Source organism: Brevundimonas bullata (assembly GCF_014207965.1).
GTDB classification, from domain to species: domain Bacteria; phylum Pseudomonadota; class Alphaproteobacteria; order Caulobacterales; family Caulobacteraceae; genus Brevundimonas; species Brevundimonas bullata_A.
This window is the reverse complement of record NZ_JACHLM010000006.1, coordinates 166,734-190,911: the sequence shown is the minus strand read 5'-3', so window position 1 is coordinate 190,911 and position 24,178 is coordinate 166,734. Positions and strand designations below refer to the sequence as shown.

Genomic DNA, 24,178 nt, shown 5'->3' with positions numbered 1-24,178 from the left:
CGAGACCAGCGCGTCCCACCGCCGCACCGGCCGGGGAGGGAAGCGCTGTTCGTTGCCGGGTGGATGCTCGTCATGACTCCTGTCGCCATCGCCGTTCTGTCTCTCAGCATGTCTACCGACGCCTTCGCCGCCGCCGTTGGGCGTGGTGCTTTGCATCGACCGAACCTGGCCGGCGCCGTGAAGGCAGGCCTGGTATTCGGGTGTATCGAGGCCATCACCCCGGTGATTGGCTGGGGGCTCGGCATGGTCGCTGCAGGCCTCGTCGAACGCGTGGATCATTGGATCGCCTTCGGCCTCCTCGCCGCTGTTGGCGGCAAGATGATCTGGGAAGCGACCCGTCCCCTGGCTGAGGATGCCCCACGCCGGTCCGGACCTTGGGCGCTGATCGCCATGGCGGTCGGGACCAGCATCGACGCGGCGGCTGTTGGCGTCGGCCTGGCCTTCATCGGAGCCAATATCTGGGTTATCGCGGCCTCAATCGGCGTCACGACCTTCCTGCTGACCACGATCGGCATGCTGATTGGCCGGGCCGTCGGCCAGCGTTTTGGCAAGATCGCCGAGCTTCTGGGAGGGCTCGCGCTTGTCGCGCTCGGTCTGATGATCCTGCTTGAGCACCTCGGCGTCATCGGCGCGTGATTGCCAGGACCCTACCGGCTCGACAGGGTGCGCAGGTCATCACCTATGCGATCGATCCGAGTTCTGCGATCACCGGACACCGAACCCGCCCGCCTTCGCTGCAGTCCGCGACGGCCTGCTTAAGCACCGTCCGGAGCCGCTCCAGATCCGCGATTTTGGCGTCCACGCTGGCGATGTGGTCCTGGGCCATGTCGCGGACTTCGCAGCAGGCCTGGACGCCCGGCTCACTCAACGCGATCAGCCGCCGAATGGCGTCGATGCCGAATCCCAGTTCGCGGGACCGGCGGATGAAGCGCAGGCGTTGGGCGTGTTCCGGCTCATAGCTCCTGTGTCCGCCCTCGGTGCGGGCCGGGGCGGGCATCAGGCCGATCCGCTCGTAGTAGCGCACCGTTTCCAAGTTCACCCCGGCGCTCTCTGCGAGGCGCCCGATCGTCAAACTTCGTGCGGACATGGCTCTTGATCCCGTAGCGGCTACGGGTTGTAGCCTGTAGCAGAAATCGAACGGGAGGCCCCATGGCCATCGATCAAGACCGGCCCAACATTCCTGAGGTCGCCGTCAGCGCCTCGGCCGCCATCGGCGGTGTGGCCTCGGTGTTCGCCTGGGCCGCGTGCTGTGTACTGCCTCTGGCTCTCTCGGTGGCGGGCGTGTCCTTCGCCGGCGCCGCGGTCATCGCGGGCGCGCGAACCTGGCTGACGCTTCTGGCCGCCGTCATCTTGGCCGCCGGCTGGCTGCTGCATTGGCGTCGCCTGCGGATGTGTCGGAAGGACGCATCCTGCCGCCGGCCCTCGCGTCTGGCGTTCTGGCTGCTGGTGATCGCCAGCCTGCTGATCGTCCTGTCCCTGGCCTGGCAGCCCTACATCGAACCATGGGCCATGCCGCGACTGGCGGCCATGCGATGAGCCCCGCCATCGTTCTGGAATCGACGCTGACCTGCCCGCACTGCGGTCACGTCGCGACCGAGACCATGCCCACCGACGCCTGCATCTGGTTTTACGATTGCTTCGGTTGCGGCGTGAAGCTGAAGCCTCAACCCGGCGATTGCTGCGTGTTCTGCTCCTATGCCGACGTGCCGTGTCCGCCGATCCAGGTGGATGGAAAGGGCTGTTGCGGCTAGGCTTAGGCGGCACTGCTGCATTCCGGAGTTCGCCGTGACCGATCACGCCACGCCCAACCTGCCGTCGCGGGATTTCGAAGCTACGTCCCAGTTCTACACTCGACTGGGCTTCCAGCAGGGCTGGCGCGACGAAGGGTGGATGATCCTGAAACGGGGCGGGCTGACGCTTGAGTTCTTCCCGCACCCGGAACTTGATCCGCTGACCAGCAACTTCAGCTGTTGCCTGCGGCTTGACGATCTCGACGCGTTCTACGCCGTGTGCCTTGGCACCGGACTGCCGGAGACGTGCTGGGGCCAACCCCGATTGCACGCGCCCAAGATCGAGGAGTCGGGCATGCGGATCGGCGCGCTCATCGACCCGGACGGAACCCTGATCCGCCTGATCCAGAACTGAGGCTTCGCGCCTTGCCCCGATGCACGCGTTGCGCGAGACTCGCGTCATGAAGACTTCGATCGATCATCTGCCGCCGCGCAAGCAGGTGGAACTGCGCCGGGTGGTCGAGGTGATCCGCGAGTCGTTCGCCGAAACCGTCTCGACCCGTCGGGCCGAGCGGCTGAAGAACGGCAAGATCCTCAAGATCATCCTCTACGGATCGTATGCGCGCGGCGATTGGGTCCATGATCCGGTCGGACGCTACTTCTCGGATTTCGATCTGTTGATCGTTGTCGATCATGAGGATCTGACCGACGGCGAGTTCTGGCATGACGCCGAGAACAAGCTGATGCCGGGCGAGACCCTGATCCGCACGCCGGTGAGCCTTATCGTGCACAGTCTGGAAGACGTGAACGAGCAGTTGGACCGCGGGCGATACTTCTGGGCCGACATCGTGCGTGAGGGCATCGTTCTCTTCGACACGCCCGGCGCCAAGCTGCGCAAGCCGGCTGACCTGAAAGCTCAGGTTGCCCTTAAGGAAGCGGAGGAGTTCTTCGGAGATTGGACGCAGAGTTCGGCCAGCTTTGCTCGTGGCGCGAAATTCTATATGGGCGAGGGCGCTGATCCTAAGCTCGCCGCGTTCAACCTTCATCAATCGGCTGAACACCTCTACCACTGCGTTTTGCTGGTTGTGACGCTCTACAGCGGCAAGGCGCACAACCTCGCCTTCCTGCGCAAGAAGTGCGAGGCGATCGACGCCCGCCTGGCCGAGGCCTGGCCGCGCGAGACCAAGTTCGAGCGCCGCTGCTTCGAGCTGCTGCGCGAGGCCTATGTGAAGGCTCGTTACTCCAAGCACTACAAGATCAGCGTCGAGGAACTGACCTGGTTGACCCAGCGGGTTGAGGTGCTGCGCGCGCTGGCGACGACTGTGTGCGAGGAACGGCTGGCCCATCTGCGCGAAGCGGCGAGCGATGACCCTTCCGCGTGATTTGATCCCGCCCAGCATGCGCGCGACGCTGGACGCCGCAAGACGGATGGCCGATCCCTTTGAGGACGTCCGCCGACAGCACGATATGCTGCGGGCCAGCGGCGTGCTCGGCATCGCCGAGCGCATGAAGCTGGAGACCCCGCTGGCCTTGGCCGCGATGGGTCGTAACCCGTTCATGGACCGGATGCAGGGCGTCGGCGCCCTGATGAGGGCTCAGACCGACGCGGACCGCGTCTATCGCGCCGCGTTTCCGAATGGCCTGATCGAGCAGGCCGAGCGGATCGCGCAACTGTCCGCCGGCTTCGCCTTGCCGGATGGTCTCGAGCGCTTCAGGACGCCGACGGACAGTTTCGTCGATCGCATCCTCCGACTGTCGGACAGTGGTCTTGGCGCGAGCGCCCTGGCGATCGGGCGACCCGCCCAGATCGAGGCCTTCGCGCGGGCCTCGGCGATGGCCGACATGTTCGCCGAGAGCGACCGGCTGACGCGGGGAGTGCGAGAGGCGGTCGGCGCCTTCTCCATCACGGAGATGCCGCAGTTCGCCAATCTGGCCGGTTATCGCAGTTTCCTCGACGCGGCGGGACTGCGGCTTGCGCACTGGCCGAGACGGCGTCTCCTGACGATGGCGGAGAAGCGCCGTCGCCTGAAGGCCCGCCTTCAGGCCAACTCGGCCCCGCCGCATGTGAAGCGCGCCAAGACTCTGGTTCACCGCTACGAACTGACCTTGAGGGAAATTCTAGATGCCGTGATGGCCGAGACCTACGGTGAGGACTGGGCGGACGAGCGCCTGCCGCTGTGCGACTGCAAGGATTTGCTGGGGAAGTGGAAGAAGCGGGGAGGCGAGGTTTTCGACCATGCCGACTACACCCACTACGCGCGGATCATGAGCCATCCGGAGCATTTCCAGGCGATCTTCGAGGCTGGTTTCGACGACCCAGAGGCGGTGTTCGATCTTCTGAAGCAGGCCGGGAAGCTGCGCGCGGCGTCGCACCATGCGCACCTGTTCACGCCCGAAGATCTGAAGGCGCTCCGCCTGACCTGGAACCAGATCGAAACAGGCTTGATCGCGCTCACTCCGGATTTCGAACTCGAGTGGACGGGTTAAAAGGCGACGAGGTCGGAATCGCCGTCCTCTTAGTGGAGCACTTCCCCGCCGACCGGATCGACCTGACGCAACTGGCCGGCCGCGTCCTGGACAAAGACTTCCACTTGCTCGCCCTTGTCGATCAGCGTCGTCGCCTTCACGAGCGCGGACTCTATGGCGTCGACGCTGAAGTCGAAATGCCCTGAGGGTCGGCCATCGCGAAGCACCCGCCAGTCGCCGTCGCCCCGGATCACCGTGAACTGGATGGTGTCGGACTGCCTCTCCAAGGGATCCCTCCTTCGCTCCAATCCGCGATGCGGATGGCGCCATGAACCTACCGCGACACCGCTTGAGCGTCATAGCATGTAGCCCACATCCGATGCGCCCGTCGGATAGGCGAACATCGTGGTCTTGAGGTCATCCGCAGTCAGTCCATGGCGGATCGCCAAAGCGAAAATATTGATGACCTCGTCCACGTTCGGGCCCACGAGGTGGGCGCCCAACACCCGTTCCGTCCCTTCCTCGACCAAGACCTTGAAGCCGAAGGTGGGTTCGGCCGCTGCGCGTGCTGTGAACCAGTCGGAGGCCTTCTGATTTTTGACTCGGTAGAGCAGACCCTGATCCTTAGCCTCCCTCTCCGTCAGCCCGACCGCCGCGATAGGCGGGATTGTGAAGGCCACGCTCGGGACGCCACGATAGTTCGGCCTTTCGGAGTTACCGTTCAAAATGTTGGCCGCCACGACCTTGGCGTCGTGGCTGGACACGGGGGTCAGCGGCGGACCGACCTGGGCTGCGTCGCCCGCGGCATAGACGGCTGGATTGGAAACGCTCTGCAGAAATTCGTTGAGCTTCAGGCGGCCTCCTTCATGCTCGACCCCGGCGGCGTCAAGGCCGAGATCGTCGATCGCAGGTCCTCGTCCGGCGGCGTGAATGACCAGATCAGCATGGACATCGACGGCTTTCCCCTTCGTCTGGGCGTGAACCCGAAAGCCTGCGCGCGTCTGCTCGACCGCCTGGACTGTCGTTTCGAGGCGCACGTCAACGCCGAGTTGGCGAAAGCTTTCCATGAGCCAACCGACCACGTCCGGGTCGAACTGGGGAAGCAATCGCTCGCCACGCTGGAGGATTACGACTTCGGCGCCAGCCCGCGCGGCGATGTGGGAGAACTCGGCCGCGATATAGCCTCCGCCGACCAGCACAATGCGCTTTGGCATGTCACCCAGCTCGAGGAAGCCCTCGTTGGTGACCAGATGCTCTTCCCCCGGGATGCCGAGTTTCCTGGGTTCGGCTCCGGCGGCGATGAGCAGGTTCGAAAACTCCAGCGTTTCCTCGCCCACCTCAAGGCTGTTGCGGCCGGTGAGGCGCGCCCGTCCATGAAAAGTGTCGATGCCTCTTTCAGAGTACCGCTCTTGGTGCTTTTGGGGAACGGGATCGGTGAAACCCCGCTTGAAGGCCATGAGGTCGGCCCAAGCAATTCGGGCGTCGCCGGCGACACCCCTGCCTCGCATCCGCCATGTATGATCGACGGCGTTGGCCCCGCTGATCAGCATTTTTTTTGGATCGCAGCCCCGGAGCGCGCACGTGCCTCCAAAGGGACGAAAATCGACAACCGCGACGCTGCGACCAGCAGCGCGAACCCGCATGGCTCCGACCATGGCGGCGGTCCCGGTCCCGATCACCACAAGATCATAATGTTTGGTCATCGATGTATGCTCCGCGCTCGCTCTGTAGCGGCTACCTTGGGACGGACGAGGCGGTACAGTGCCTCGGTCACCATCGCGTTGACGGCGCCAAAGAGAAGGTGCCCGGCGACCCCTCTAGCCTGGGTGAGCAGGGGGTTGTCTCGATTGGGAGCACTGTAGCCGAACACAGGCGTCAGACCTTCGTCGATCATCAAGAGCATGGTCGCTCCAGCACTTCCTCTTCCCGTACTTTCGGCGGCTTGATCTGGTAGAGCGCCGTCTGCGCCCTCTCGGTTACCCTCGTGGCCACGAGACCGGCGATGACGCCGAGGGCTGTCTCCGCAGCCAGCGATTTTGATGGAGTTGCGCATTGTTCTGACTCCCGATGAGCACGCTCCGGCCGCCTCATCCGGCTGGCTTACGACACCGCGACTGTCCCTCGAACGGAACGCTCGGAAGGGGAACGAAGCTGGAGTTGCTTCAGGTTCCCTTCATAGCAGGAGACACCTCAGATTCATGCCAGGCGTGGCCGCGCCCGTCGCCATGCCGCGCGTCAGCTGCGACGACGCGGAAGCGGTGAATCCTGGGCACGTCTTTGGTGGCGGAGCGGATGCACCGGCATTGGCGGCACGATCCCTACGAGCGCCGCGATTGGCCGCATGGTTCAAGCGGCGGTGACCAGCCGTCTCTCCTGCGACGCGCCAAGCCTTGCGCGGCCTCTCAATGGCCTGATCTGACCGAAGCCCGTCCGGCTTCCGCAACCGTTCGCGCGACTTTCTTCCCCGGCCTGACGGCCTTCCTCGCGAGGCAAGAAAGTCGCGCTCCCGGTCCTCCGCTGCGCTGCGGGGCTCCCTGTGCTCGCCTGCGGGCCGCCCGGCCTCCGGTCCGCCGATCGCCATCGAGGCCGCGGCAGGCGTGGCCCGAGATCAGCAAGGAGAGACTTCCATGGCCACCATCGGTTCCTTCACCCAGCAAGCGGACGGCAGCTACAGCGGTTCGATCAAGACCCTGACCCTCAACGTCAAGGCGGCCCAACTCCGGGCCAATGACAAGACCGACGACAAGGCTCCTGATTTCCGCATCTTCTCCGGCCAGACCGAGTTCGGCGCGGCCTGGAAGAAAACGAGCCAGCAGAACCGCGACTACCTGTCGGTCAAGCTCGACGATCCCAGCTTCCCGGCCCCGATCTACGCCTCGCTGGTCGAGATCGATGGCGGACACAGCCTGATCTGGTCCCGCTGAGCGAGCCGCGGCGGCGCTGACGACAGCGCCGCCGCCCCTTCTTCAAATCCCGTCTTGAGGAGGCCGCCATGTCGCGCCCCAACGAACCCTCACGTCCCGACCTCTACACCCGCATCACCCACCAGATCGTCGCCCAGCTCGAAGCCGGCGTCCGGCCCTGGAGCCAGCCCTGGGCCGCATCCGAAAGCGTCAGCCGACCCCTCCGGCACGACGGCACGCCTTACCGCGGCGTCAACGTCGTCCTGCTGTGGGGCGAGGCCGCGGCCCGAGGCTTTCAGTCCTCCACCTGGATGACCTTCCGGCAGGCGCTGGCCCTGGGCGCTCATGTCCGCAAGGGCGAAAAGGGTTCCACCGTCGTCTACGCCGACCAGCTGGTCCGCATCGACGATGACGACGCCGGGGAGGAGACGACCCGACGCATTCCGTTCCTGAAGGCCTACACGGTCTTCAACGTCGAACAGATCGAGGGTCTCCCGGCCTCGTCCGCCCCGGCGCCCGCGCCGGTCCTGAACCTCGGTCAACGGATCGCCCGGGCCGAGACGTTCTTCGCCGCGACGGGCGCCGACGTCCGTCATGGCGGCGGCTGCGCCTTCTATATGGGCCGTCCGGGCCTGAACAACCTAGCCCTGCTCGACATCGAGCGGGTGGAGGTCGCCAAGGGACCGCAGGGCACTCTGTTCGGCCGCAACACCATCGGCGGCGCCATCGCCGTGGTCAGCAAGAAGCCCTCGGACCAGTTCGACGCCTATATCGACGGTCAAGTCAGTGGCATGGATGACCGCATCGGCGGGGCGGTGAACCTGCCGATCAACGACCGCGTCATGGCCCGCATCGCGGCCCAGTACAACGACGTCGAGCCGCAATACTGGAACGATTTCAAGAAGGAAGAGGTCGGCTCGGAACAGACTGTGGCCGCCCGCGCCCAGCTCAAGTTTCTGGCGACCGACGACCTCAGCTTCCTTGTCAGCGCCGACTACGGCCGTCTGCGCAGCGACGGGATTCAGGAGAAGAACAGCGTCAAACTGCCCGGCAATCTGACGCCGGGCTTCAACGACCCCATCTCTCAGAACGCCGAGACCACGCGTGAGGTCGACACGCGCGGCGTCAGCCTGCGGGCCGACTGGGCGCTGGACGGCATGACGCTGAGCTCGATCACCAGCTATCGCGACGACACCTGGTTCGTGGCCGCCGACACTGACCGCACCAGCCTGAACCTGCTGCGCGAACAGAACCCGCAGGCGTTCAAGCAAAAGTCGCAGGAGTTCCGCGCCGTCTCGACCACCGACGGCCCTCTGACCTGGCTGGCCGGCGCCAGCTATTATGACGAGCGCGCCGCCGAGGACATGACCATCACCGCCGAGGCGGGGTTGCTGAAGCTGTTCAACATTCCCGGCGCGGCGACCCTAGCCTCGTCCCAGACCCGCAGCCAGCGTCAGACGACCGAGAGCTGGGCTGTGTTCGGCGAGGTCAACTACGCCCTGACCGAGCGCCTGCGCCTGACCGCCGGCCTGCGCTGGACCCATGACACGATCGACCAATCGGTCCAGACCAACGCCCTGACGGCGCCCTTCACCCTGGTCCTGGGGCAGGGCATCTATCAGCCCACGGTCGGGGTGGTGAACCGCGAGGCCTCGTTTGAGAAGCTGACGCCGCGTCTGGCCCTCGACTACCGCCTGGCCAAGGACGTTCTGATCTACGCCAGCGTCACCAACGGCTACAAGTCGGGCGGTTTCGACGCCGGCAAGCCATCCGAGAAGGCCTATGAGCCGGAAGAGGTCTGGAGCTATGAGGGTGGGCTGAAGTCGGAATGGCTGGACCGCCGCCTGCGGGTCAACCTGTCCGCCTACTACTATGACTACGACAACCTGCTGACGCGCTCGACGATCAACAACGCCCTGGTGCTGCTGAACGGGGCGGTGAAGAACAAGGGGATCGAGAGCGAGATCACCTTCCGTCCGACTCGCAGCTTGACCCTGACCAGCGCCCTGTCGTTCCAGAAGCCTGAGTACGGCGACTATGTCGTCGGTGGCGTCAACTACAGCGGCAATCGTCTGGCCGGGGCGACCGAGTTTACCGCCTTCCACGCCATAGACTACACCTTCGACATCAAGGGCTTCGCCGTCGCCCTGCGCGCCGAGCATCAGAAGGTTGGCAAGGCCTACAGCCAGCCGTCCAATAGCCCGGCCTTCACCACGGGCGATTCCTCGGTGGTGAATCTGCGGGCCTCGGTCGAGGACCCCAGCGGTCGCTACGAGGTGGCGGTCTTCGGCAAGAACGTCTTCGACGACGAGTATTATCTGGTGAACCAGCAGCTTTCCGCCGGTCTGGTGCACAACTTCATCCAGTCGCCGGGCGGTTATTGGGGCCTCCAGTTCCGCGCCCGATATTGATCCAGGCCTGAAACGGCGGGCTGGCCCAGCGTCAGCCCGCCGTTTCTTTCATTCTCGGGATGCCGCCATGCGCAGCGCGATCTTCGGCCTTGTTCTCGCCAGCCTGACGGCGGTCGCCGGCTGCGCCACAGCGCAAGAGGCCGAGCGGATAAGCCGCATCGAACAGGGCCTGACGCCGCGCGTTCAGGTGGCGGGACGGGTCTATGCCCCCGCCACTATCGAGGCCCAGATGCTGGCCCTCAACGTGCCGGGCGTCAGCATTTCCTTCGTCGACGGCGGACGCATCGCCTGGACCCACACCTATGGTCTGGCCGATCCGGCGACCGGGCGGCGGGTCGCTGCGAACACCCTGTTCCAGGCGGCGTCGATCTCCAAGCCGGTGGCGGCGATGGCGGCGCTGGACATGGTCGAGGACGGGTTGATTTCGCTCGACGCCCCCGTCAACGACCAGCTGTCGGGCTGGCAGATCCCCGACAACGACCTGACGGCGCAGACCCCCGTCACCCTGCGCCATCTGCTCAGCCATAGCGGCGGACTGACGGTCGGCGGTTTCGCCGGTTATGCGGCGGGATTGGACCTGCCCTCGGTCGAGCAGATCCTGAACGGCGCCGCGCCCGCCAATAGCGCTCCGGTGGTGGTCGATCTGACGCCGGGGCTGCGCCAACGCTACTCGGGCGGCGGCATCACCATCGTCCAGTTGCTGATGACCCAGGCGGCGGGAACGGACTTCCCCGACCTGATGCAAACGCGGGTGCTGCGTCCGCTGGGCATGAGCGCCAGCGCCTATGCCCAACCCTTGCCGCTGAGCCAGACGGACCACGCCGCGACCGGGCACCGCGCCGATGGAACCGCGACGCCGGGGCGCTTCCATACCTATCCCGAACTGGCGGCGGCGGGCCTGTGGACCACGCCCTCGGACCTGTCGCGCTTCGTCATAGGTCTGAACGACGCCTATGCGGGGACCAGCCAGGCGGTGCTGCAACAGGCCACGACCCGCGCCATGCTGAGCGAGGTCCGCGACGGCTGGGGTCTGGGCCTGACCGTGGCGGGGCAGGGCGCGGACCTGCGTTATAGCCACAGCGGCGCCAACGACGGCTTTCGCGCCCTGATGGTCGGCTTTCCCGAGCGGGATCAGGGCGTGGTGATCATGACCAACGGCGACCGGGGCGGGGTGCTGATCGCCAGCCTGATGCAGGCCGTCGCGGCCGAATACGGCTGGCCCGGCTATGAGCCGACGCGCATCACGCCCGTCGCCTTGAGCCCGGATCAGATGGCCGCCTATGCTGGGACCTATCGCTCGAACGAGGACGCGCTGACTGTGGCGGTCGCGCCTGGCGGGGCCGTGCTCAAGGTCCTATCCATCGTAGGCGAGGTCGCCGAACTGGTCCCCGAGGGTCTCGACCGCTTCATCGACACCCAGCGCGCCGCCGTCGTGACCTTCCAGCGGGATGCTGGGGGCCAGGTCCGCAGTGTCGAGATTGGCGGCGTCGTGCGGACCCGGGCGAAGGCTGGAGACCTCTGATCGTCGGGCGCATGGGGCGCGCTCGGACGCCTGCATGCGCCGACCAAGTTCAGCGGGCCAGGTCGTGTCTCAGGCCTTGGGCGTCGGCTCGCGCTCGGCCCAGCGCAGCAGGGGGATCAGGGGCACGCCCCAGCCGATGCCGGCGACGGCGAAGAAGATCAGGTCCAGCCACCAGATGTTGGGCAGGACGTCATTGATCGACACCGCGCCCCAGACCCAGAAGGTCAGGAACAGCAGAACGCCGATAGTGGCGATGAAGCGGCGGGTCCGCGAGCCCATCAGCGCTTGCTCCGGAACAGGAAGAAGGCGACCAGGCAGATCACGGCGGCGCCCAGCGACCAGACGGTCCAGATCCAGTCGCCCAGCGTGGCCACGGCGAAGACGCGGATGGCCAGAAAGGCGCCGCAGCCGGCGCCGACGGCGGCGACCAGAATGGTTCCGCCCAGACCGCGACGGCCGGTCAGCAGGTCGGCGATCCAGGCCAGAACCAGAGCGCCGACGACGGCGACGGCGATATCCGCATATGGCGCCACGGGCGCTCCTTCAGAATGGTGCGACGCCTTGGCGTCGAATGCGACTCGATCTTGCCGCGCTGGGGGGGCATACCGCCCCGGTCGCCCGACTTGTAAGGCGACAGTGTATCGGGGCGAACGGCAGGCGTCGAATGAAGCGTTTCGGAAATCAGGATCAAAGCCGCGCGGTGGCGCTGTGGCTCTTCTTCAGCGCGGCGATGGTCTTCGCCATGGTGGTCATCGGCGGCGTGACGCGCCTGACGGGCTCGGGCCTGTCGATCACCGAATGGAAGCCCATCATGGGCGCCATCCCGCCGCTGAACGCGGCCGAATGGGCCCAGGCCTTCGACAAGTACAAGGCCATCCCGCAGTACGCCCAGGTCAACGCCGGCATGAGCCTGGGCGAGTTCCAGGGCATCTTCTGGTGGGAATGGCTGCACCGGCTGTTTGGTCGTCTGATCGGCGTGGTTTTCGCGGTTCCCTTCGTCATCTTCCTGGTGATGCGGCGGATGCCGCAGCGCCTGATCGGGCGCTGCCTGATTTTGTTGGCGCTCGGCGGTCTGCAGGGCCTGATCGGCTGGTGGATGGTGTCCAGCGGCCTGTCCGAGCGCGTCGATGTGGCGCCGGAGCGGCTGGCGACCCACCTGGGTCTGGCTTTTCTGATCTTCGCCGGCCTGATCTGGACCGGCCTGGAGGCCTGGAGTGGGTCGGACCATTCGCGCTCGCCGCGCGGCTGGACCTGGGGCGCCGGGCTGCTGCTCGGGGCGATCTTCGTTCAGTGCCTGCTGGGCGGGCTGGTGGCCGGGGCCAAGGCGGGCTTCGTCTTCACCGACTGGCCGATGATGAACGGCGCGGTCTTCCCGCCGGTCGAGTGGAGCATGGGCGGGCTGGCCTTCCTGCACGATCACGGTCTGGTGCAGTTCAATCACCGCCTCGGAGCCTACCTGCTGCTGGCGGGCGGTACGGCCTATGCCATCCACGCCTGGCGCTGGCGGCTGGCCGAGGGGCTGGGACTGTCGGCCTTTGTGCTGGCGGGCGCCCTGTGGCTGCAGGCGGGGCTGGGCGTCGTCACCCTGATGCACGCCGTGCCGATCACTCTGGGCGCGTTGCACCAGGCGGTGGCGGCGCTGGTGCTGGGCGCGGCGACGATCAACCTGTGGCTGGTTCGCCGCTCGCGCCCGCGTCTGTTCATGAGCGGACCGCGTTCCACGGTCCTCTGATCGCCAGGGTCACGCCGGGGGACATGATGTTCACGAACAGGACGCTGCCGTCCGGCGAGAACACGGCCCCGGCGAACTCCGAGTTCCCGGTGAAGACGTTGCGGGCGATGGTGTAGAGGCGTCCGTCGGGGGTCACGCCCTTGATGTGATTGCGCACCTCGTCGGAATAGTTGTCTTCGCAGACGATCAGGTGGCCCCAGGGCGCGATGCACAGGTTGTCGCCCATGTTCATGGTGCGCAGGTCGGTGCTTTCCACGAACAGCTGGATGCGGCCGGGGTTGCGGGCTTCGTCCGCGCCGCCTTCGTCGGGCGAGGGGACGTAGCGCATGATCTGGCCCCGGCGCAGCGGCCCGCCCGAGGTGGCGGTCAGGTAGAGCTCGTTCTCGCCCCAGAAGATCCCTTCGCCACGCGCCACCTTGACGGCGCCCGCCGCATGGCCGCGGTCGCGCAGGTCGCCCGCCGGGTCCTCGACATCGTCCATGTCTATCCACTCGACCTCGCGCCAGTCGTTGACCGACCAGATGCGGGCGTCATGGTTGGAACTGTCGGCGCCGGCTTGCCCCTTGAAAGCCATGGCTTGCAGCCGTCCGCCGCGCGCCAACTGGCCCGGAACGGTGGGAATGAAGCGGTAGAAGAGGCCGTCGCCCTGATCCTCGGTCAGGTAGGCGATGCCGGTGCGCGGGTCGATGCAGACGGCCTCGTGGTCGAAGCGACCCATGGCCTTCAGCGGCACGGGATCCACCAGGCCGGTCGCATTGGCGGGGACCTCGAACACCCAGCCGTGGGCCTTGGTCACGTCGGCGTCGGCGGGGGTCTCGACCGTCTCCTCGCATGTCAGCCAGCTGCCCCAGGGGGTGTGGCCGCCGCAGCAGTTGGTCGAGGTGCCGATCAGCGACAGGTGCTGACGCACCGTCTGACGGGTTTCGAGGTCGTAGATCAGGGTCGTCGTGCCGCCGGGCAGGGCGCGGCCGTCCTTGTAGGTGTCGTAGGCCCTGGACACGTCCAGCAGGCCGAGGCGCTCATGGTGGAAGCCGCCGGGCCCCATGTTGCGGTGAAGCGCCTTTGACCCCTTCAGCTCGTGGTTGCGCACCAGGGCGACCGTGGTGGGGCTCAGGGGGAAGCAGCCCATGCCGTCCGGCTGGCCGGGGACCAGAAGGCCGTCGTCCATGGTCTCGCCGCTCTGGGAAATCACCTGATAGGAAAAGCCCTCGGGCAGATCGAGCAGGCCGTTGGGATCGGCCTTCAGCGGACCATAGCCCTCGACCTGATTGACGTAGCTCTCCTCGCCGGCGGATTGCGCGTGAACGTTGCGGGCGAAGCCGGCGAAGGCGAAGGCCGCAGCCCCGGTCGAGATCAGTTGGCGGCGTTGCAGGCGCATTGAACGGCTCCGTTAGGTTCGGAGCCGCTTAGAGCGTTCACAGGCGACAGCGCCGTCAAGCTAATGTGACGGTTAGACGGCTGCGGCGTTCCGCCGCCGGATCAATGGCTTGGTCAGCCGATCTTCACGCGCGTGGCGGCTTCCGGCAGGTCCTCGCCGAAGGCGCGCTGGTAGAACTCGGCGATGGTGGGGCGTTCCAGTTCGTCGCACTTGTTCAGGAAGGTCAGGCGGAAGCTGAGGGCCAGGTCGCCGCCGAAGATGATGGCGTTCTGGGCCCAGGTGATGACCGTGCGGGGCGACATGACGGTGGAGATGTCGCCGTTCATGAAGGCGTTGCGGGTCATGTCGGCGACGCGGACCATGGCGGCGATGCGGCGCTTGCCCTCGGCATTGTTCCACTCGGGAATCTTGGCGGCGACGATCTCGGCTTCGACGTCGTGATCGAGGTAGTTCAGCGTCGTGACAATGTTCCAGCGGTCCATCTGACCCTGGTTGATCTGCTGGGTGCCGTGATAGAGGCCCGAGGTGTCGCCCAGACCGATGGTGTTGGTGGTCGAGAACAGGCGGAACCAGCGGTTCGGGCGAATGACGCGGTTCTGGTCCAGCAGGGTCAGGCGGCCTTGCGCCTCCAGCACGCGCTGGATCACGAACATGACGTCGGGACGGCCGGCGTCGTATTCGTCGAAGACCAGGGCGACCGGGCGTTGCAGCGACCAGGGCAGGATGCCCTCGCGGAACTCGGTGATCTGCTTGCCGTCCTTCAGGACGATGGCGTCCTTGCCGACCAGGTCGATGCGGCTGATGTGGCTGTCCAGGTTCACGCGGACCAGCGGCCAGTTCAGGCGGGCGGCGACCTGCTCGATGTGGGTCGACTTGCCGGTGCCGTGATAGCCCTGAACCATGACGCGACGGTCGAAGGCGAAGCCGGCGCAGATGGCCAGGGTCGTCTGCGGATCGAAGCGATAGCTGTCGTCGATCTCGGGGACGTGGCTGTCGCGTGTGTCGAAGGCGGGCACGACCATGTCGGAATCGACGCCGAACGCCTCCCTCACCGTCACCTTGCGGTGCGGTTCCAGCGTGACCAGGGGATCGGGCGAGGCGTCGAGGGGAGAGGTCATGGCACCCATCTAGTGCCCCCGCGCGCGCGGCTCAACACGCGCGCGAGGAAACTGAGCGGTTATTCCGCCGACAGGGCCACATCGATGTTGCCGCGCGTGGCGTTGGAGTAGGGGCAGACCTGATGCGCCTTGTGGATAAGTTCCTCGATGACGGCCTGATCCAGGCCGTGGTCGGTGACTTTGAGCGAGACGTCGAGGTTGAAGCCTTCGCCGCGTGTGTTCTTGCCGAAGCCGACGCCGGCGGTGACTTTCGTGTCGGGGCCGACCGGGGTTCCGGCCTTGCCGGCGACCAGGCGCAGGGCGCCGAGGTAGCAGGCGGCGTAGCCGGTGGCGAAGAGTTGTTCGGGATTGGTCCCGTCGCCGCCCTTGCCGCCCATCTCGGTCGGGACGGACAGGCGGACGTCGATCTTGCCGTCGTCGGTGGCGGAGCGGCCCTCGTCACGACCGCCTCCCGAGGCTGTGGCGTGGGCGCGGTACAAGACTTCCATAGGGCGACTCCTTTGAGGATCGAAGGACTCGGATATGGGGCTCAGTCGTTCAGAAACAACGGTTCTGTGATTCGTGTAATCCACAAGGGGGTGTTAACAATTTGTCCATAACTTCCGTCGGGGAAGAACCCATGCATACGCACGCGCAGTACTTCTGCTACGTTTATGACGCGCCTGAGGGCACGCCCATGATGCTGGCGCTGGACGCCGACAGCTTGCCGGAAGCGGTGAGCGAAACGCGCCGCATGATGCTGGATGAAAACGCGGGCAGCGCCTTTGCGGAAATCTGGGACGGCGCCGGCGACACCGTGGTGACCCGCATCGACGGCGCGCCCAGGTCAGGGGCGAGCGGCCTGTTGCGCTCGCTCAGGCGTGTCCGGCCTTCTTCAAGACTTTCCAAGCCTTGATGACGGCCTGAAGCTTGGCCTCGGCGCCGCGATCGCCGCCGTTGGTGTCCGGGTGGAAGCGTTTCAGCATCTCGTGATAGCGGGCCTTGATGGCCGCCTTGTCCGCGCCGGGCTTCAGGTCGAGGTCGGCCAGAGCTCCCGCCTCGATCTTGCCGATGCGGTGGACTTCGGGGGCTGCGGGGCCGGCGTGTTCCTGGGTGCGGCGGCCGAACAGGCCGTAGCTGTCGCGCCATGATCCGGCCCCCCCCGCGGTGGCCGCGCCCATCTTGGCGGCGGCGGCGGCGGCTTCGCGGGTGTTTTTGCCGGCCTTCATTTCCCAGGTCGGGCGACCGCCGGTCATGGCCTCGTTTTCCTGAGCCGCGCGGACCTGAGCCTCATTCATGCCCGCGTAGAAGTTCCAGTTCTTGTTATACTGGCCTGCGTGCCCCTGACAGAAGTCATAGAAGTCGGCCAGCTGCTCGCGCGACTTGGGCGCCTTGGCGGTCGCCGGGCGCGTGCAGTCGGGCCACTCGCACGTCTTCTCGCCGTTCTTGCGATGCAGGACGTCGGCCGCAGCGGCCTTTTCCTCATCGGTTTTGGGCTTCTTGACGCGGATGTCGGTGAAGCGGGGTTTGTATTCAAATGACGCGGACATCGCTCACAGTGTAAGCGTGATTTGGACAGCTTCAAGGAATGACCGATGTCAGACGGCCCGATTGCGACAGTTATCCGCGAAAAACTGACCCTGGCCTTCGCTCCGCAGCGGATTGAGCTGGAAGACGACAGCTGGAAACACGCCGGGCACCACCATGAAGGCGGCATGGACGCCAAGGACGGCGGCGAAAGCCATTTCCAGCTGACCATCGTGTCCGCTGCTTTCGAGGGACAGGGGCGTGTGGCGCGTCAGAGGGCGATCAATGCCGCCCTTAAAGACGAGTTGGCGGGTCCGGTGCATGCCCTGGCGGTTCGCGCCATGACGCCCGCGGAAGCAGCCCGTGCCTGATTTTGTGCTGTTTCGGTACGTAAAAATCCCTATTCACCTCGTCTTAGAACCTTCAACCTAGCGTCCGCTCCGGACTTATTTGCAATGGCGGGGGCGTGCGAATGGTGGGAGACGGGATCAAGGGGCTGGACGGGCAGGCGCCCGGCGAGGCCGCACAGGCGCTGACCGCGATCCTGCAAACTCACTATCTGCGCTACCTGATCATCGTCAGCTGGGCCATCGGCGTCATCGCAACCGTCGGTCTGTTTCCAGGCCTGCTGTGGTTCGTCGCCACGCTGGCCGCCGGCGCCTTGCGCGGCGAGGTGGAGAAGCGCGTCAGCCAGCGGGTCGGCGCCGGCTGGGGCATGGTGTTCCCCGCTGTGGCGACGGCGACAACGGCGGTCTGGGCCGTGGCCCCGTTGTTGGCCTGGTTTTCCAAATCGCCGTTTGGGCACGAGTTGGCGATCGCGCTGATGGTTTCGGGCTATGTGCTGGTCTTCGCCCAGCTTCGCAGTTCGCCGCGCCAGGCCCTGCTGATTTCGTCGCCCTATGGCCTGGCGGCGGCCTTCATCGCGGTCAGCCTGATCGGCGGGCCGCTGTTCTGGCCGTTCGTGGCTGTGGTGCCGTTCACGGCGGCCAGCCTGTTCGTGCTGGTCACCATGACTGTGCTGCGCGAGGAACGTATCCGCGCCTTCCAGGAGCATCAGGCCCATCTGATCGAGGAACTGGAAACCGCGCGCGACAAGGCGGACGCGGCCAATGAAGCCAAGTCGAGCTTCCTGGGCGTCATCTCGCACGAGTTGCGCACCCCGATGAATGGCGTGCTGGGCGCGGCCCAGTTGCTGAGCGCCACACGGCTAGAAGGAACGCAGCGCGAGTATCTGTCGATCATCCGCAACTCCGGCGACAATCTGCTTAGCCTGCTGAACGACATCCTGGACATGACCAAGATCGAAGCCGGCAAGATGAGCTTCGATGTCGTCGATGTGCAGATGGAGGATCTGCATCGTCGCGTCATCGGGCCGTTCGAAGCCCAGGCCGAGGCCAAGGGGCTGAAGCTGGTCTCAACCTTCGAGGGCGAGATTCCGGCGGTCGTGCGCGGCGATCCGCTGCGGGTCTGCCAGGTGGTGCAGAACCTGCTATCCAATGCGGTCAAGTTCACTGATCGCGGCGAGATCCGGTACACCGTGCGCGGTCGTCGCATCTCTGAACGCCGCGTCGGATTCGACTTCTCGGTCGCGGACAGCGGTTCGGGCATTTCACGCGAGGATCTGGATCGGCTGTTCCAGCCCTTCACCCAGGTCGACAACTCCTCGACGCGCCGGTTTGGCGGCACCGGCCTGGGGCTGACCATCGCCCGGCGCATGGCGCAGATCATGGGCGGCGACATCACCGTGACCTCGCGACTCGGCGAAGGCTCGACCTTTACCCTGTCGATCGAGGGCGAGGTGGTCGAATGGAGCCGCGCCGAGACGGTCGAGGTCGTCGACGCCGATATTGACGGCGGCGATCACCTGGACGTGCTGGTGGTCGAGGATCACCCGGTCAACCGCATGATCCTTGAGGCCTGGATGGGCTCGGCCGGGCATCGCACCAGCACGGCCGAGAACGGTCAGCTGGCGGTGGACCTGGCGAAGCACCAGCGCTTCGACCTGATCATCATGGACGTGAACATGCCGGTCATGGACGGGCTGACGGCGACGCGCCTGATCCGCGAAGGCGGCGGCGTGAACGTGGATACGCCGGTCGTGGTCCTGTCAGCGTCCGCGCGGAACGAGGATCATGAGGCGGGTCTGGCCGCAGGCGCAGACGCCTACCTGAACAAGCCGATCGATTTCCGCGGCCTGGCCCAGCTGATGGCTCTGGTTCCGGGCGGGCGGGCGGCTCTGCATCAGCCGGACGAAGCAACCCAGCCACCGGCCGTAGCCGCCTGATCCGGGGTCAGCAGGGCCAGCCTTAGGGGCGCTCTATGATTTTCGGCGCTGGATCGCGCTCTTTCGAGGAAACCCTGACGCGCAGGGCTTCCATTCGCGGGGGCAGGCGCTAGACCCAAGGTCATGTCTTTCCTGCATGAAACCCTGACGCAGACGGTCGCCGCCGGTGAGAAGCGGCTGACGGTCGACGCCGCCATTCTGGCCAAGCTGGCGGATATGGCCGGCGACCTGGCGATCAACCTGACCATCGCGGCGCTGATCTTCGCCGCCACCCTGTTCATCGCCCGCTGGGCGTCGGGCGCAGCGCGGCGGGTGCTGGGGCGGTTGCGGGCCTTTCGCCACGATCAGACGGTGCTGAGCTTCGCCGCCCAGGTCGTGCGGGTGGTCGTCATCATCATCGGCCTGATCGCCGTGCTGCAGCGTCTGGGCGTGCAGACGACCTCGATCATCGCGGTTCTGGGCGCGGCCTCGCTGGCGGTCGGTCTGGCCCTGCAGGGCACGCTGTCGAACGTGGCGGCGGGGGTCATGCTGCTGATGCTCCGGCCTTATCGCGTCGGCGAGGTCATCGACGTCGGCGGGGCCTCGGGCACGGTGCAGAAGCTGGACCTGTTCACGACCCAGCTGTCGAACGCCAACAACCACAAGATCGTCATCCCCAACTCCAAGGTCCTGAGCGACGTCATCATCAACCTGACGGGTCAGCGGACGCGTCGGATCGAGATCAAGTTCACCGTCGGCTATGGCGAGAACCTGAAGGACGCCTGCGTGCTGCTGGCCGGGGTGGCCGAGGGACACGCGGCGGTCCTGGACGATCCGGCGCCCTGGACCGGGGTGACGGGGCTGCTGGACAGTTCGGTCCAGATCACCCTGCATGCCTGGGTAAAGGTCGCCGACTGGTGGCAGACCCAGTCGGACCTGTTGCAGGCGGGCAAGGAGGCCCTGGACGCCGCCGGAATCGAAATACCCTTCCCGCACCAGGTCGAGGTGCCGGCCAAGGACGCCCAATTCGCCCGCGTCGTCATGGCGCCGGCAGAACAGGAAGAATGACGCGTGCGCTACGACTTCGGATCGGACAACACCGCCGGCATGGCGCCGGACGCCCTGAACGGCTTGATCGCGGCCAACAGCGGTTTCGCGCGGGCCTATGGCGCGGACGAGATCACGGCGCGCGCCGCCGACCAGATCCGTCAGCGTCTGGACGCCGACGCCGAGGTGCGGTTCGTCTTCAGCGGCACGGCGGCCAACGCCATCGCCGTCTCCATGCTGGCCCAGCCCTATGAGGCGGTGCTGACGCATCATGCGGCCCACATCTGCACCGATGAGACCGGGGCGCCCGGCTTCTTTGGGCACGGCGTCGGCCTGATCGGCCTGCCGGGCTATTCGGGCAAGATCGACGCCGTGGCCCTGCGCGCGGCGCTCGACGAGCCGGTCGTGGGCCATCGGCAGCCGGCGGCGGCCTTGAGCGTCACCCAGGCGACAGAATACGGCGCGGTCTATTCCGAGGAGGAACTGCGCCACCTGATCGAACCGGCCAGACAGGCGGGGCTGGGCGTCCACATGGACGGGGCGCGGCTGGCCAATGCGGCGACGGCTGGCTTCGATCTGAAGGACATTCCGCGTCTGGGCGTGGATGTCCTGGTGTTCGGCGGGGCCAAGGCGGGGGCGAACTGCGCCGAGGCCCTGGTCATCTTCAACAAGAGCCTGACGCGGCGCATCGACAACCGGCTGAAGCAGGCCGGGCAGACCGCCTCCAAGGCGCGGTTCCTGGCGGGGCCGATGCTGGGGCTGCTGGAATCCAACGCCTGGGAGACGGGGGCGGCGCACGCCAACCTGATGGCGCAGCGTCTGGCGGACGGCATCGAAGAGCGGTCGGCCTTCGTGCTGGCCCATCCGGTCGAGTCCAACGCCGTCTTCGTGCGCATGCCGGACGAGGCGCATCAGCGCCTGAACGCCCTGGGCTGGGCCTGCTATCAGTTCGACGATGGGTCAGTGCGCTTCGTCTGTTCCTGGGCGACGACCGAAGGCGCGGTGGACGAACTGCTCGAAGCCATCGCGAGCCTGAACTGAATGTCGGTTTCGCTCCGGCCAGTCGCGGCCCATATGCTGGAGCATGAAGATGCGCGGTGAACGATCCGGCCGACGCGGCGACTCGACGGTCAAGGCGATGGCCGCCGGCCAGGCCGAGGTGAAGCAGGAGGCGCCGCCGACCCTGCAGGCCCTGGGCGATCTGCTGCGCGTGGTCGGTCGTTCCGGCGCGCCGCAACTGCATCTGCGCATCACCGGCGCCATTGGTCTGACGCTGGCGGGCAAGGGGCTGGGGGTGCTGGCGCCCCTTATCCTGGGCGCGGCGGTCAATCACCTGGCGGCGGGGCAGGGCGCGGCGGCGGCGGTCGGCTGGGGCTTTGCGGCCTTCGCCGTGGGCTGGGCCGTGGTGCGCTTCCTGTCGGCGGCGACGCCGCAGCTGTCGGACGTGGTGTTCGCGCCCGTTCGGGCGGCGGCGCAGCGCAAGACGGCGGCCGAGACCTTTGCCCATGCCCTGAGCCTATCGCTGGACTTCCACCAGACCAAGCGGTCGGGCGCCCTGTCGCGTGTCATGGATCGGGGCTCGCGGGCCGTGGACTTCCTGCTGCGGATCCTGGTGTTCAACCTGGGGCCGACGGCGGTCGAATTGGTGCTGGCGGCGGCGGTGCTGGGCGGCAAGTACGACTGGCGCTTCGGCGCGGTGGCGATCGGGGTCGTCGCCGTCTATGCGACCGCGACCTTCGCCATGGCCAACTGGCGTCTGGAGCATCGGCGCGCGATGAACGCCGCCGACAGCGAGGCGGCTGGCCTGTCGGTCGACGCCCTGCTGAACTATGAGACGGTCAAGTCGTTCGGCGCCGAGGGGCGCGCGGCCGAGGCCTATGACCGGTCGCTGTCGACCTATGTGGACGCCGCCTTGAAGGCCAACACCTCGTTGGCCACGCTGAACCTGGTCCAGGGCCTGATCATGAACGTCGGCCTGGGGATCATGGCCGTCATGGCCGGGTTCGAGGCCGCAGCAGGCCGAATGGGGCCGGGCGACGTGACGGCGGCGGTGCTGATCATGATCTCGCTGTACGCGCCGCTGAACATTCTGGGCTTCGCCTATCGGGAAATCCGCCAGTCCTTCATCGATATGGAGGAAATGCTGAAGGTGACGCGACAGGCGCCGCAGGTGGCCGATGCGCCCGACGCCATCGACCTGCCGCGTCCGGCCAGCGGCTGCGGGGCCGAGATCGTGTTCGATCATGTCGGCTTCCGCCACGACGCGCGCGCGGCGGGCCTGGACGACGTCAGCTTTGTCACCCCCGCGGGCACGACGACGGCTCTGGTGGGAACATCGGGGGCGGGCAAGTCCACGATCGTCAAGCTGGCCCTGCGCCTGCTGGACCCGCAGGAGGGTCGGGTGCTGATCGACGGCCATGATGCGCGGTCGCTGACGCAGGCGTCGCTGCGGGCGGCGGTGGCGCTGGTGCCGCAGGATGTGGCCCTGTTCAACGACAGCATCCGCGCCAACATCGCCTTCGCCCGGCCTGATGCGGATGAGGCGGCGATCTGGGCGGCGGCGGAGGCGGCGGAACTGGCCGACTTCATCCGCAACCTGCCCGAGGGCATGGAGACGCGCGTCGGCGAGCGGGGCTTGAAGCTGTCAGGCGGCGAGCGTCAGCGCGTGGGCATCGCCCGCGCCCTGTTGGCGGACCCTTGCATCCTGATCCTGGACGAAGCCACCAGCGCCCTGGACAGCCGTACCGAGGCGGCGATCCAGAAGACGCTGCGCAAGGCGCGCGCGGGCCGGACGACCCTGGTGGTCGCGCACCGCCTGTCGACCGTGGCCGACGCCGATCAGATCCTGGTGTTGAAGGCCGGGCGGATTATCGAGCGCGGGGCTCATCATGAACTGGTGGCGCGTCAAAGCGGCGAATACGCCAGCCTGTGGCGCAAGCAGACGCGGGGCGCCAAGAGCCAGGTTCAGTCGGACTGATTCAGTCGGACGGGCCCGCTATGCCGGGAACCTTGGCCTTCAGCACGTCCTTGAGGCTGGCCAGAACCTGGGTGCGGACTTCGGCGGCGTCGGCCGGAAGCGTCAGCAGCAGACGCAGGGCCTGGGCATGGACGGTGACGATGCGCCAGTCGAAGGGCTTGTCCTCGGGCGCGGCGTCGATCAGGTCGCACAGGTTGGCGGCGGCGGCGCACAGGTCCTTCAGCTCGAACGGACCGGCGGCGTCGATGACGGCGCTGGAGTGGTTGTAAGCCTGATCCAGCACGCGTGCTGTTTCTTCCAGCGAGGCGGCGGGTTGGAGCAGAGCGAGGGCCGCGACCTCTTCCTCGATGACGGCGCGGCTGCGGCCCTCCATCTCGGCCAGATTGGCCTTGGCCTGGGCCAGGGCGACGCCGGCGCTGACGCCTCCGGGCTGGTCGATCAGGGTCGACAGGCGCGAACGGCGGCGGTTGTGCGTGATGACGGTCATAGCTCGATCGACGCTCTGCGTTGGGCTTCGAATTCAGCCTTGCGGATTTCTTCGGAACGACGCTCCAGACCTTCCCAGGGTTCCGAGCGAAAACGCCGGTCAGGGCCGAAATAATCGCCCACTTCGAGGAAGGGGCGGGCGTCACGGGCGACCCAGACGATGCGTTCCAGCAGGACACCTGCGCTGAAGGGCTTGGTGATCAGGAAGTTGGCGCCGCAGTCGCGCGCCTCGGACACCTTGGATCGGCGCACGTGGGCGGCGGTCATGATGACGGGGGCGAAGGCGTTGGGCTCCAGCCCTGAACGCCGCAGCCAGCGCACGAACTCATAGCCGCTCATGCCCGGCATCTCGCAGTCGACCAGGATCAGATCGACCGGATGATCGCGCAGGACGGCGATCGCCTCGGCCGCGCTGCTGCAAGCATGGCGCACCTTAATGCCGAAGCCGAGCACGGCCTGGGCCGTCAGTTCCAGCGCGAAGGGCGAATCGTCGATGACCATGGTCACCGCGCCGGCGAAGTTGAACACCGCGCTTTCGCGCAGCGACTCGCCGACCCCGTTCATGCCTCGCATGACGGGGTCCGGTTCACCATGGAGAAGGTAGATGCGAATCGCATGGCGTCAGCTTCGGCGGCGCAG

Annotated in this window: 26 protein-coding genes and 2 pseudogenes; 17 read left to right on the top strand and 11 right to left on the bottom strand. The window is 66.5% G+C overall.

The genetic code is table 11. The annotated features are described in order from the left end of the window. Positions 1-72: 72 nt before the first annotated feature. Entirely contained in the window at positions 73-636 is a 564-nt protein-coding gene (locus HNP51_RS15995; RefSeq protein ID WP_054766931.1) for a manganese efflux pump MntP family protein, read from the top strand. Positions 637-679: 43 nt separating this feature from the next. Here the strand turns inward: HNP51_RS15995 and HNP51_RS15990 are convergent, their stop codons facing one another. Beyond that, positions 680-1,087: a helix-turn-helix domain-containing protein gene (locus tag HNP51_RS15990; RefSeq protein ID WP_054765686.1), complete on the bottom strand. Its 408-nt coding sequence runs from the start codon at positions 1,085-1,087 to the stop codon at positions 680-682. Between the two features lie 62 nt (positions 1,088-1,149). Between HNP51_RS15990 and HNP51_RS15985 the strand changes: the two genes are divergently transcribed. Genes HNP51_RS15985 through HNP51_RS15965 form a run of 5 tightly spaced genes read left to right on the top strand, consistent with a single transcriptional unit; the run spans position 1,150 to position 4,217 of the window. Beyond that, a complete protein-coding gene (locus tag HNP51_RS15985) occupies positions 1,150-1,536 on the top strand; it encodes an MFS transporter permease (protein WP_066624881.1) in 387 nt (128 codons plus the stop codon). Beyond that, on the top strand, positions 1,533-1,751 hold the full coding sequence (locus tag HNP51_RS15980; RefSeq protein WP_184272807.1) for a GDCCVxC domain-containing (seleno)protein: 219 nt from the start codon (positions 1,533-1,535) through the stop codon (positions 1,749-1,751). Before HNP51_RS15985 ends, HNP51_RS15980 begins: the two co-directional genes overlap by 4 nt. A 34-nt stretch (positions 1,752-1,785) precedes the next feature. Continuing rightward, positions 1,786-2,145 (top strand): bleomycin resistance protein, encoded by a 360-nt coding sequence (locus tag HNP51_RS15975; RefSeq protein ID WP_054765689.1) that lies wholly within the window; start codon positions 1,786-1,788, stop codon positions 2,143-2,145. A 46-nt stretch (positions 2,146-2,191) separates the two neighbouring features. Next, positions 2,192-3,112: a HEPN domain-containing protein gene (locus HNP51_RS15970; protein WP_066625035.1), complete on the top strand. Its 921-nt coding sequence runs from the start codon at positions 2,192-2,194 to the stop codon at positions 3,110-3,112. Next, positions 3,096-4,217 carry a hypothetical protein gene (locus tag HNP51_RS15965; protein ID WP_054765691.1) on the top strand — a complete coding sequence of 374 codons (1,122 nt, stop codon included), beginning with the start codon at positions 3,096-3,098 and terminating at the stop codon, positions 4,215-4,217. Before HNP51_RS15970 ends, HNP51_RS15965 begins: the two co-directional genes overlap by 17 nt. Positions 4,218-4,246: 29 nt before the next feature. Here HNP51_RS15965 and HNP51_RS15960 read toward each other — a convergent pair whose 3' ends face one another. Together HNP51_RS15960 and HNP51_RS15955 are read right to left on the bottom strand one after the other, a co-directional pair. Further along, positions 4,247-4,483, bottom strand: coding sequence for a DUF2188 domain-containing protein (locus HNP51_RS15960; protein ID WP_054765692.1), 237 nt, complete (start codon positions 4,481-4,483; stop codon positions 4,247-4,249). Between the two features lie 69 nt (positions 4,484-4,552). After that, positions 4,553-5,899: an NAD(P)/FAD-dependent oxidoreductase gene (locus HNP51_RS15955; RefSeq protein WP_184272810.1), complete on the bottom strand. Its 1,347-nt coding sequence runs from the start codon at positions 5,897-5,899 to the stop codon at positions 4,553-4,555. A gap of 924 nt (positions 5,900-6,823) precedes the next feature. Between HNP51_RS15955 and HNP51_RS15950 the strand changes: the two genes are divergently transcribed. The 3 genes from HNP51_RS15950 to HNP51_RS15940 all read left to right on the top strand — a co-directional run bounded on the left by HNP51_RS15950 (position 6,824) and on the right by HNP51_RS15940 (position 11,032). Then, a complete protein-coding gene (locus HNP51_RS15950) occupies positions 6,824-7,120 on the top strand; it encodes a DUF736 domain-containing protein (protein ID WP_054765695.1) in 297 nt (98 codons plus the stop codon). A 68-nt stretch (positions 7,121-7,188) separates the two neighbouring features. Next, complete coding sequence (locus tag HNP51_RS15945; protein ID WP_184272813.1) at positions 7,189-9,510, top strand: TonB-dependent receptor domain-containing protein; 2,322 nt, start codon at positions 7,189-7,191, stop codon at positions 9,508-9,510. Between the two features lie 67 nt (positions 9,511-9,577). Beyond that, positions 9,578-11,032 (top strand): serine hydrolase, encoded by a 1,455-nt coding sequence (locus HNP51_RS15940; RefSeq protein ID WP_184272816.1) that lies wholly within the window; start codon positions 9,578-9,580, stop codon positions 11,030-11,032. A gap of 69 nt (positions 11,033-11,101) precedes the next feature. Here the strand turns inward: HNP51_RS15940 and HNP51_RS15935 are convergent, their stop codons facing one another. After that, positions 11,102-11,311 (bottom strand): DUF2842 domain-containing protein, encoded by a 210-nt coding sequence (locus tag HNP51_RS15935; protein ID WP_184272819.1) that lies wholly within the window; start codon positions 11,309-11,311, stop codon positions 11,102-11,104. After that, positions 11,311-11,565 (bottom strand): transglycosylase, encoded by a 255-nt coding sequence (locus HNP51_RS15930; protein WP_184272823.1) that lies wholly within the window; start codon positions 11,563-11,565, stop codon positions 11,311-11,313. Before HNP51_RS15930 ends, HNP51_RS15935 begins: the two co-directional genes overlap by 1 nt. Before the next feature lie 131 nt (positions 11,566-11,696). Between HNP51_RS15930 and HNP51_RS15925 the strand changes: the two genes are divergently transcribed. Beyond that, positions 11,697-12,764, top strand: coding sequence for a COX15/CtaA family protein (locus tag HNP51_RS15925; protein WP_184272826.1), 1,068 nt, complete (start codon positions 11,697-11,699; stop codon positions 12,762-12,764). Here HNP51_RS15925 and HNP51_RS15920 read toward each other — a convergent pair. The 3 genes from HNP51_RS15920 to HNP51_RS15910 all read right to left on the bottom strand — a co-directional run bounded on the left by HNP51_RS15920 (position 12,733) and on the right by HNP51_RS15910 (position 15,748). Next, on the bottom strand, positions 12,733-14,142 hold the full coding sequence (locus tag HNP51_RS15920; protein WP_184272829.1) for an alkaline phosphatase PhoX: 1,410 nt from the start codon (positions 14,140-14,142) through the stop codon (positions 12,733-12,735). The two genes, HNP51_RS15925 and HNP51_RS15920, sit on opposite strands and share 32 nt — an antisense overlap. 113 nt (positions 14,143-14,255) lie before the next feature. Next, positions 14,256-15,260: a cobaltochelatase subunit CobS gene (cobS, locus tag HNP51_RS15915; protein WP_409360130.1), complete on the bottom strand. Its 1,005-nt coding sequence runs from the start codon at positions 15,258-15,260 to the stop codon at positions 14,256-14,258. Between the two features lie 59 nt (positions 15,261-15,319). Continuing rightward, positions 15,320-15,748 (bottom strand): organic hydroperoxide resistance protein, encoded by a 429-nt coding sequence (locus tag HNP51_RS15910; RefSeq protein ID WP_184272836.1) that lies wholly within the window; start codon positions 15,746-15,748, stop codon positions 15,320-15,322. 131 nt (positions 15,749-15,879) lie between these two features. Between HNP51_RS15910 and HNP51_RS15905 the strand changes: the two genes are divergently transcribed. Continuing rightward, positions 15,880-16,155 carry a hypothetical protein gene (locus HNP51_RS15905; protein WP_184272838.1) on the top strand — a complete coding sequence of 92 codons (276 nt, stop codon included), beginning with the start codon at positions 15,880-15,882 and terminating at the stop codon, positions 16,153-16,155. On the opposite strand, the gene HNP51_RS15900 is transcribed toward HNP51_RS15905, so the two are convergent. After that, a complete protein-coding gene (locus HNP51_RS15900) occupies positions 16,115-16,789 on the bottom strand; it encodes a J domain-containing protein (protein WP_184272841.1) in 675 nt (224 codons plus the stop codon). The two genes, HNP51_RS15905 and HNP51_RS15900, sit on opposite strands and share 41 nt — an antisense overlap. A 45-nt stretch (positions 16,790-16,834) precedes the next feature. Between HNP51_RS15900 and HNP51_RS15895 the strand changes: the two genes are divergently transcribed. From HNP51_RS15895 to HNP51_RS19020, 6 genes and pseudogenes are all read left to right on the top strand, one after another. Then, positions 16,835-17,137: a BolA family transcriptional regulator gene (locus HNP51_RS15895; RefSeq protein ID WP_184272845.1), complete on the top strand. Its 303-nt coding sequence runs from the start codon at positions 16,835-16,837 to the stop codon at positions 17,135-17,137. 101 nt (positions 17,138-17,238) lie between these two features. Continuing rightward, the gene (locus HNP51_RS15890) at positions 17,239-19,050 is read left to right on the top strand and encodes an ATP-binding protein (RefSeq protein WP_184272847.1); all 1,812 of its coding nucleotides are present in this window, start codon (positions 17,239-17,241) and stop codon (positions 19,048-19,050) included. A gap of 123 nt (positions 19,051-19,173) precedes the next feature. Further along, complete coding sequence (locus tag HNP51_RS15885) at positions 19,174-20,097, top strand: mechanosensitive ion channel family protein (RefSeq protein WP_184272849.1); 924 nt, start codon at positions 19,174-19,176, stop codon at positions 20,095-20,097. 3 nt (positions 20,098-20,100) lie between these two features. Further along, the gene (locus HNP51_RS15880) at positions 20,101-21,117 is read left to right on the top strand and encodes a beta-eliminating lyase-related protein (protein WP_184272851.1); all 1,017 of its coding nucleotides are present in this window, start codon (positions 20,101-20,103) and stop codon (positions 21,115-21,117) included. Between the two features lie 43 nt (positions 21,118-21,160). Then, positions 21,161-22,144 (top strand): annotated as a pseudogene (locus HNP51_RS19025) (ABC transporter transmembrane domain-containing protein); the annotation flags it as partial. A gap of 218 nt (positions 22,145-22,362) precedes the next feature. Further along, positions 22,363-23,053: pseudogene (locus HNP51_RS19020) on the top strand (ATP-binding cassette domain-containing protein); the annotation flags it as partial. A 1-nt stretch (position 23,054) separates the two neighbouring features. On the opposite strand, the gene HNP51_RS15870 reads toward HNP51_RS19020, so the two are convergent. Beyond that, positions 23,055-23,540: a chemotaxis protein CheE gene (locus tag HNP51_RS15870; RefSeq protein WP_184272855.1), complete on the bottom strand. Its 486-nt coding sequence runs from the start codon at positions 23,538-23,540 to the stop codon at positions 23,055-23,057. Continuing rightward, entirely contained in the window at positions 23,537-24,112 is a 576-nt protein-coding gene (locus HNP51_RS15865; protein WP_184272857.1) for a response regulator, read from the bottom strand. Before HNP51_RS15865 ends, HNP51_RS15870 begins: the two co-directional genes overlap by 4 nt. Positions 24,113-24,178: the final 66 nt, after the last annotated feature.

Bases quoted from the DNA above. Each gene is read 5' to 3' on its own strand.
- HNP51_RS15995 (WP_054766931.1), top strand. From the start codon at position 73: ATGACTCCTGTCGCCATCGCCGTTCTGTCTCTCAGCATGTCTACCGAC.
- HNP51_RS15990 (WP_054765686.1), bottom strand. From the start codon at position 1,087: ATGTCCGCACGAAGTTTGACGATCGGGCGCCTCGCAGAGAGCGCCGGG.
- HNP51_RS15985 (WP_066624881.1), top strand. From the start codon at position 1,150: ATGGCCATCGATCAAGACCGGCCCAACATTCCTGAGGTCGCCGTCAGC.
- HNP51_RS15980 (WP_184272807.1), top strand. From the start codon at position 1,533: ATGAGCCCCGCCATCGTTCTGGAATCGACGCTGACCTGCCCGCACTGC.
- HNP51_RS15970 (WP_066625035.1), top strand. From the start codon at position 2,192: ATGAAGACTTCGATCGATCATCTGCCGCCGCGCAAGCAGGTGGAACTG.
- HNP51_RS15965 (WP_054765691.1), top strand. From the start codon at position 3,096: ATGACCCTTCCGCGTGATTTGATCCCGCCCAGCATGCGCGCGACGCTG.
- HNP51_RS15955 (WP_184272810.1), bottom strand. From the start codon at position 5,899: ATGACCAAACATTATGATCTTGTGGTGATCGGGACCGGGACCGCCGCC.
- HNP51_RS15950 (WP_054765695.1), top strand. From the start codon at position 6,824: ATGGCCACCATCGGTTCCTTCACCCAGCAAGCGGACGGCAGCTACAGC.
- HNP51_RS15945 (WP_184272813.1), top strand. From the start codon at position 7,189: ATGTCGCGCCCCAACGAACCCTCACGTCCCGACCTCTACACCCGCATC.
- HNP51_RS15940 (WP_184272816.1), top strand. From the start codon at position 9,578: ATGCGCAGCGCGATCTTCGGCCTTGTTCTCGCCAGCCTGACGGCGGTC.
- HNP51_RS15935 (WP_184272819.1), bottom strand. From the start codon at position 11,311: ATGGGCTCGCGGACCCGCCGCTTCATCGCCACTATCGGCGTTCTGCTG.
- HNP51_RS15925 (WP_184272826.1), top strand. From the start codon at position 11,697: ATGAAGCGTTTCGGAAATCAGGATCAAAGCCGCGCGGTGGCGCTGTGG.
- HNP51_RS15920 (WP_184272829.1), bottom strand. From the start codon at position 14,142: ATGCGCCTGCAACGCCGCCAACTGATCTCGACCGGGGCTGCGGCCTTC.
- cobS (WP_409360130.1), bottom strand. From the start codon at position 15,260: ATGACCTCTCCCCTCGACGCCTCGCCCGATCCCCTGGTCACGCTGGAA.
- HNP51_RS15910 (WP_184272836.1), bottom strand. From the start codon at position 15,748: ATGGAAGTCTTGTACCGCGCCCACGCCACAGCCTCGGGAGGCGGTCGT.
- HNP51_RS15905 (WP_184272838.1), top strand. From the start codon at position 15,880: ATGCATACGCACGCGCAGTACTTCTGCTACGTTTATGACGCGCCTGAG.
- HNP51_RS15900 (WP_184272841.1), bottom strand. From the start codon at position 16,789: ATGTCCGCGTCATTTGAATACAAACCCCGCTTCACCGACATCCGCGTC.
- HNP51_RS15895 (WP_184272845.1), top strand. From the start codon at position 16,835: ATGTCAGACGGCCCGATTGCGACAGTTATCCGCGAAAAACTGACCCTG.
- HNP51_RS15890 (WP_184272847.1), top strand. From the start codon at position 17,239: ATGGTGGGAGACGGGATCAAGGGGCTGGACGGGCAGGCGCCCGGCGAG.
- HNP51_RS15885 (WP_184272849.1), top strand. From the start codon at position 19,174: ATGTCTTTCCTGCATGAAACCCTGACGCAGACGGTCGCCGCCGGTGAG.
- HNP51_RS15870 (WP_184272855.1), bottom strand. From the start codon at position 23,540: ATGACCGTCATCACGCACAACCGCCGCCGTTCGCGCCTGTCGACCCTG.
- HNP51_RS15865 (WP_184272857.1), bottom strand. From the start codon at position 24,112: ATGCGAGGCATGAACGGGGTCGGCGAGTCGCTGCGCGAAAGCGCGGTG.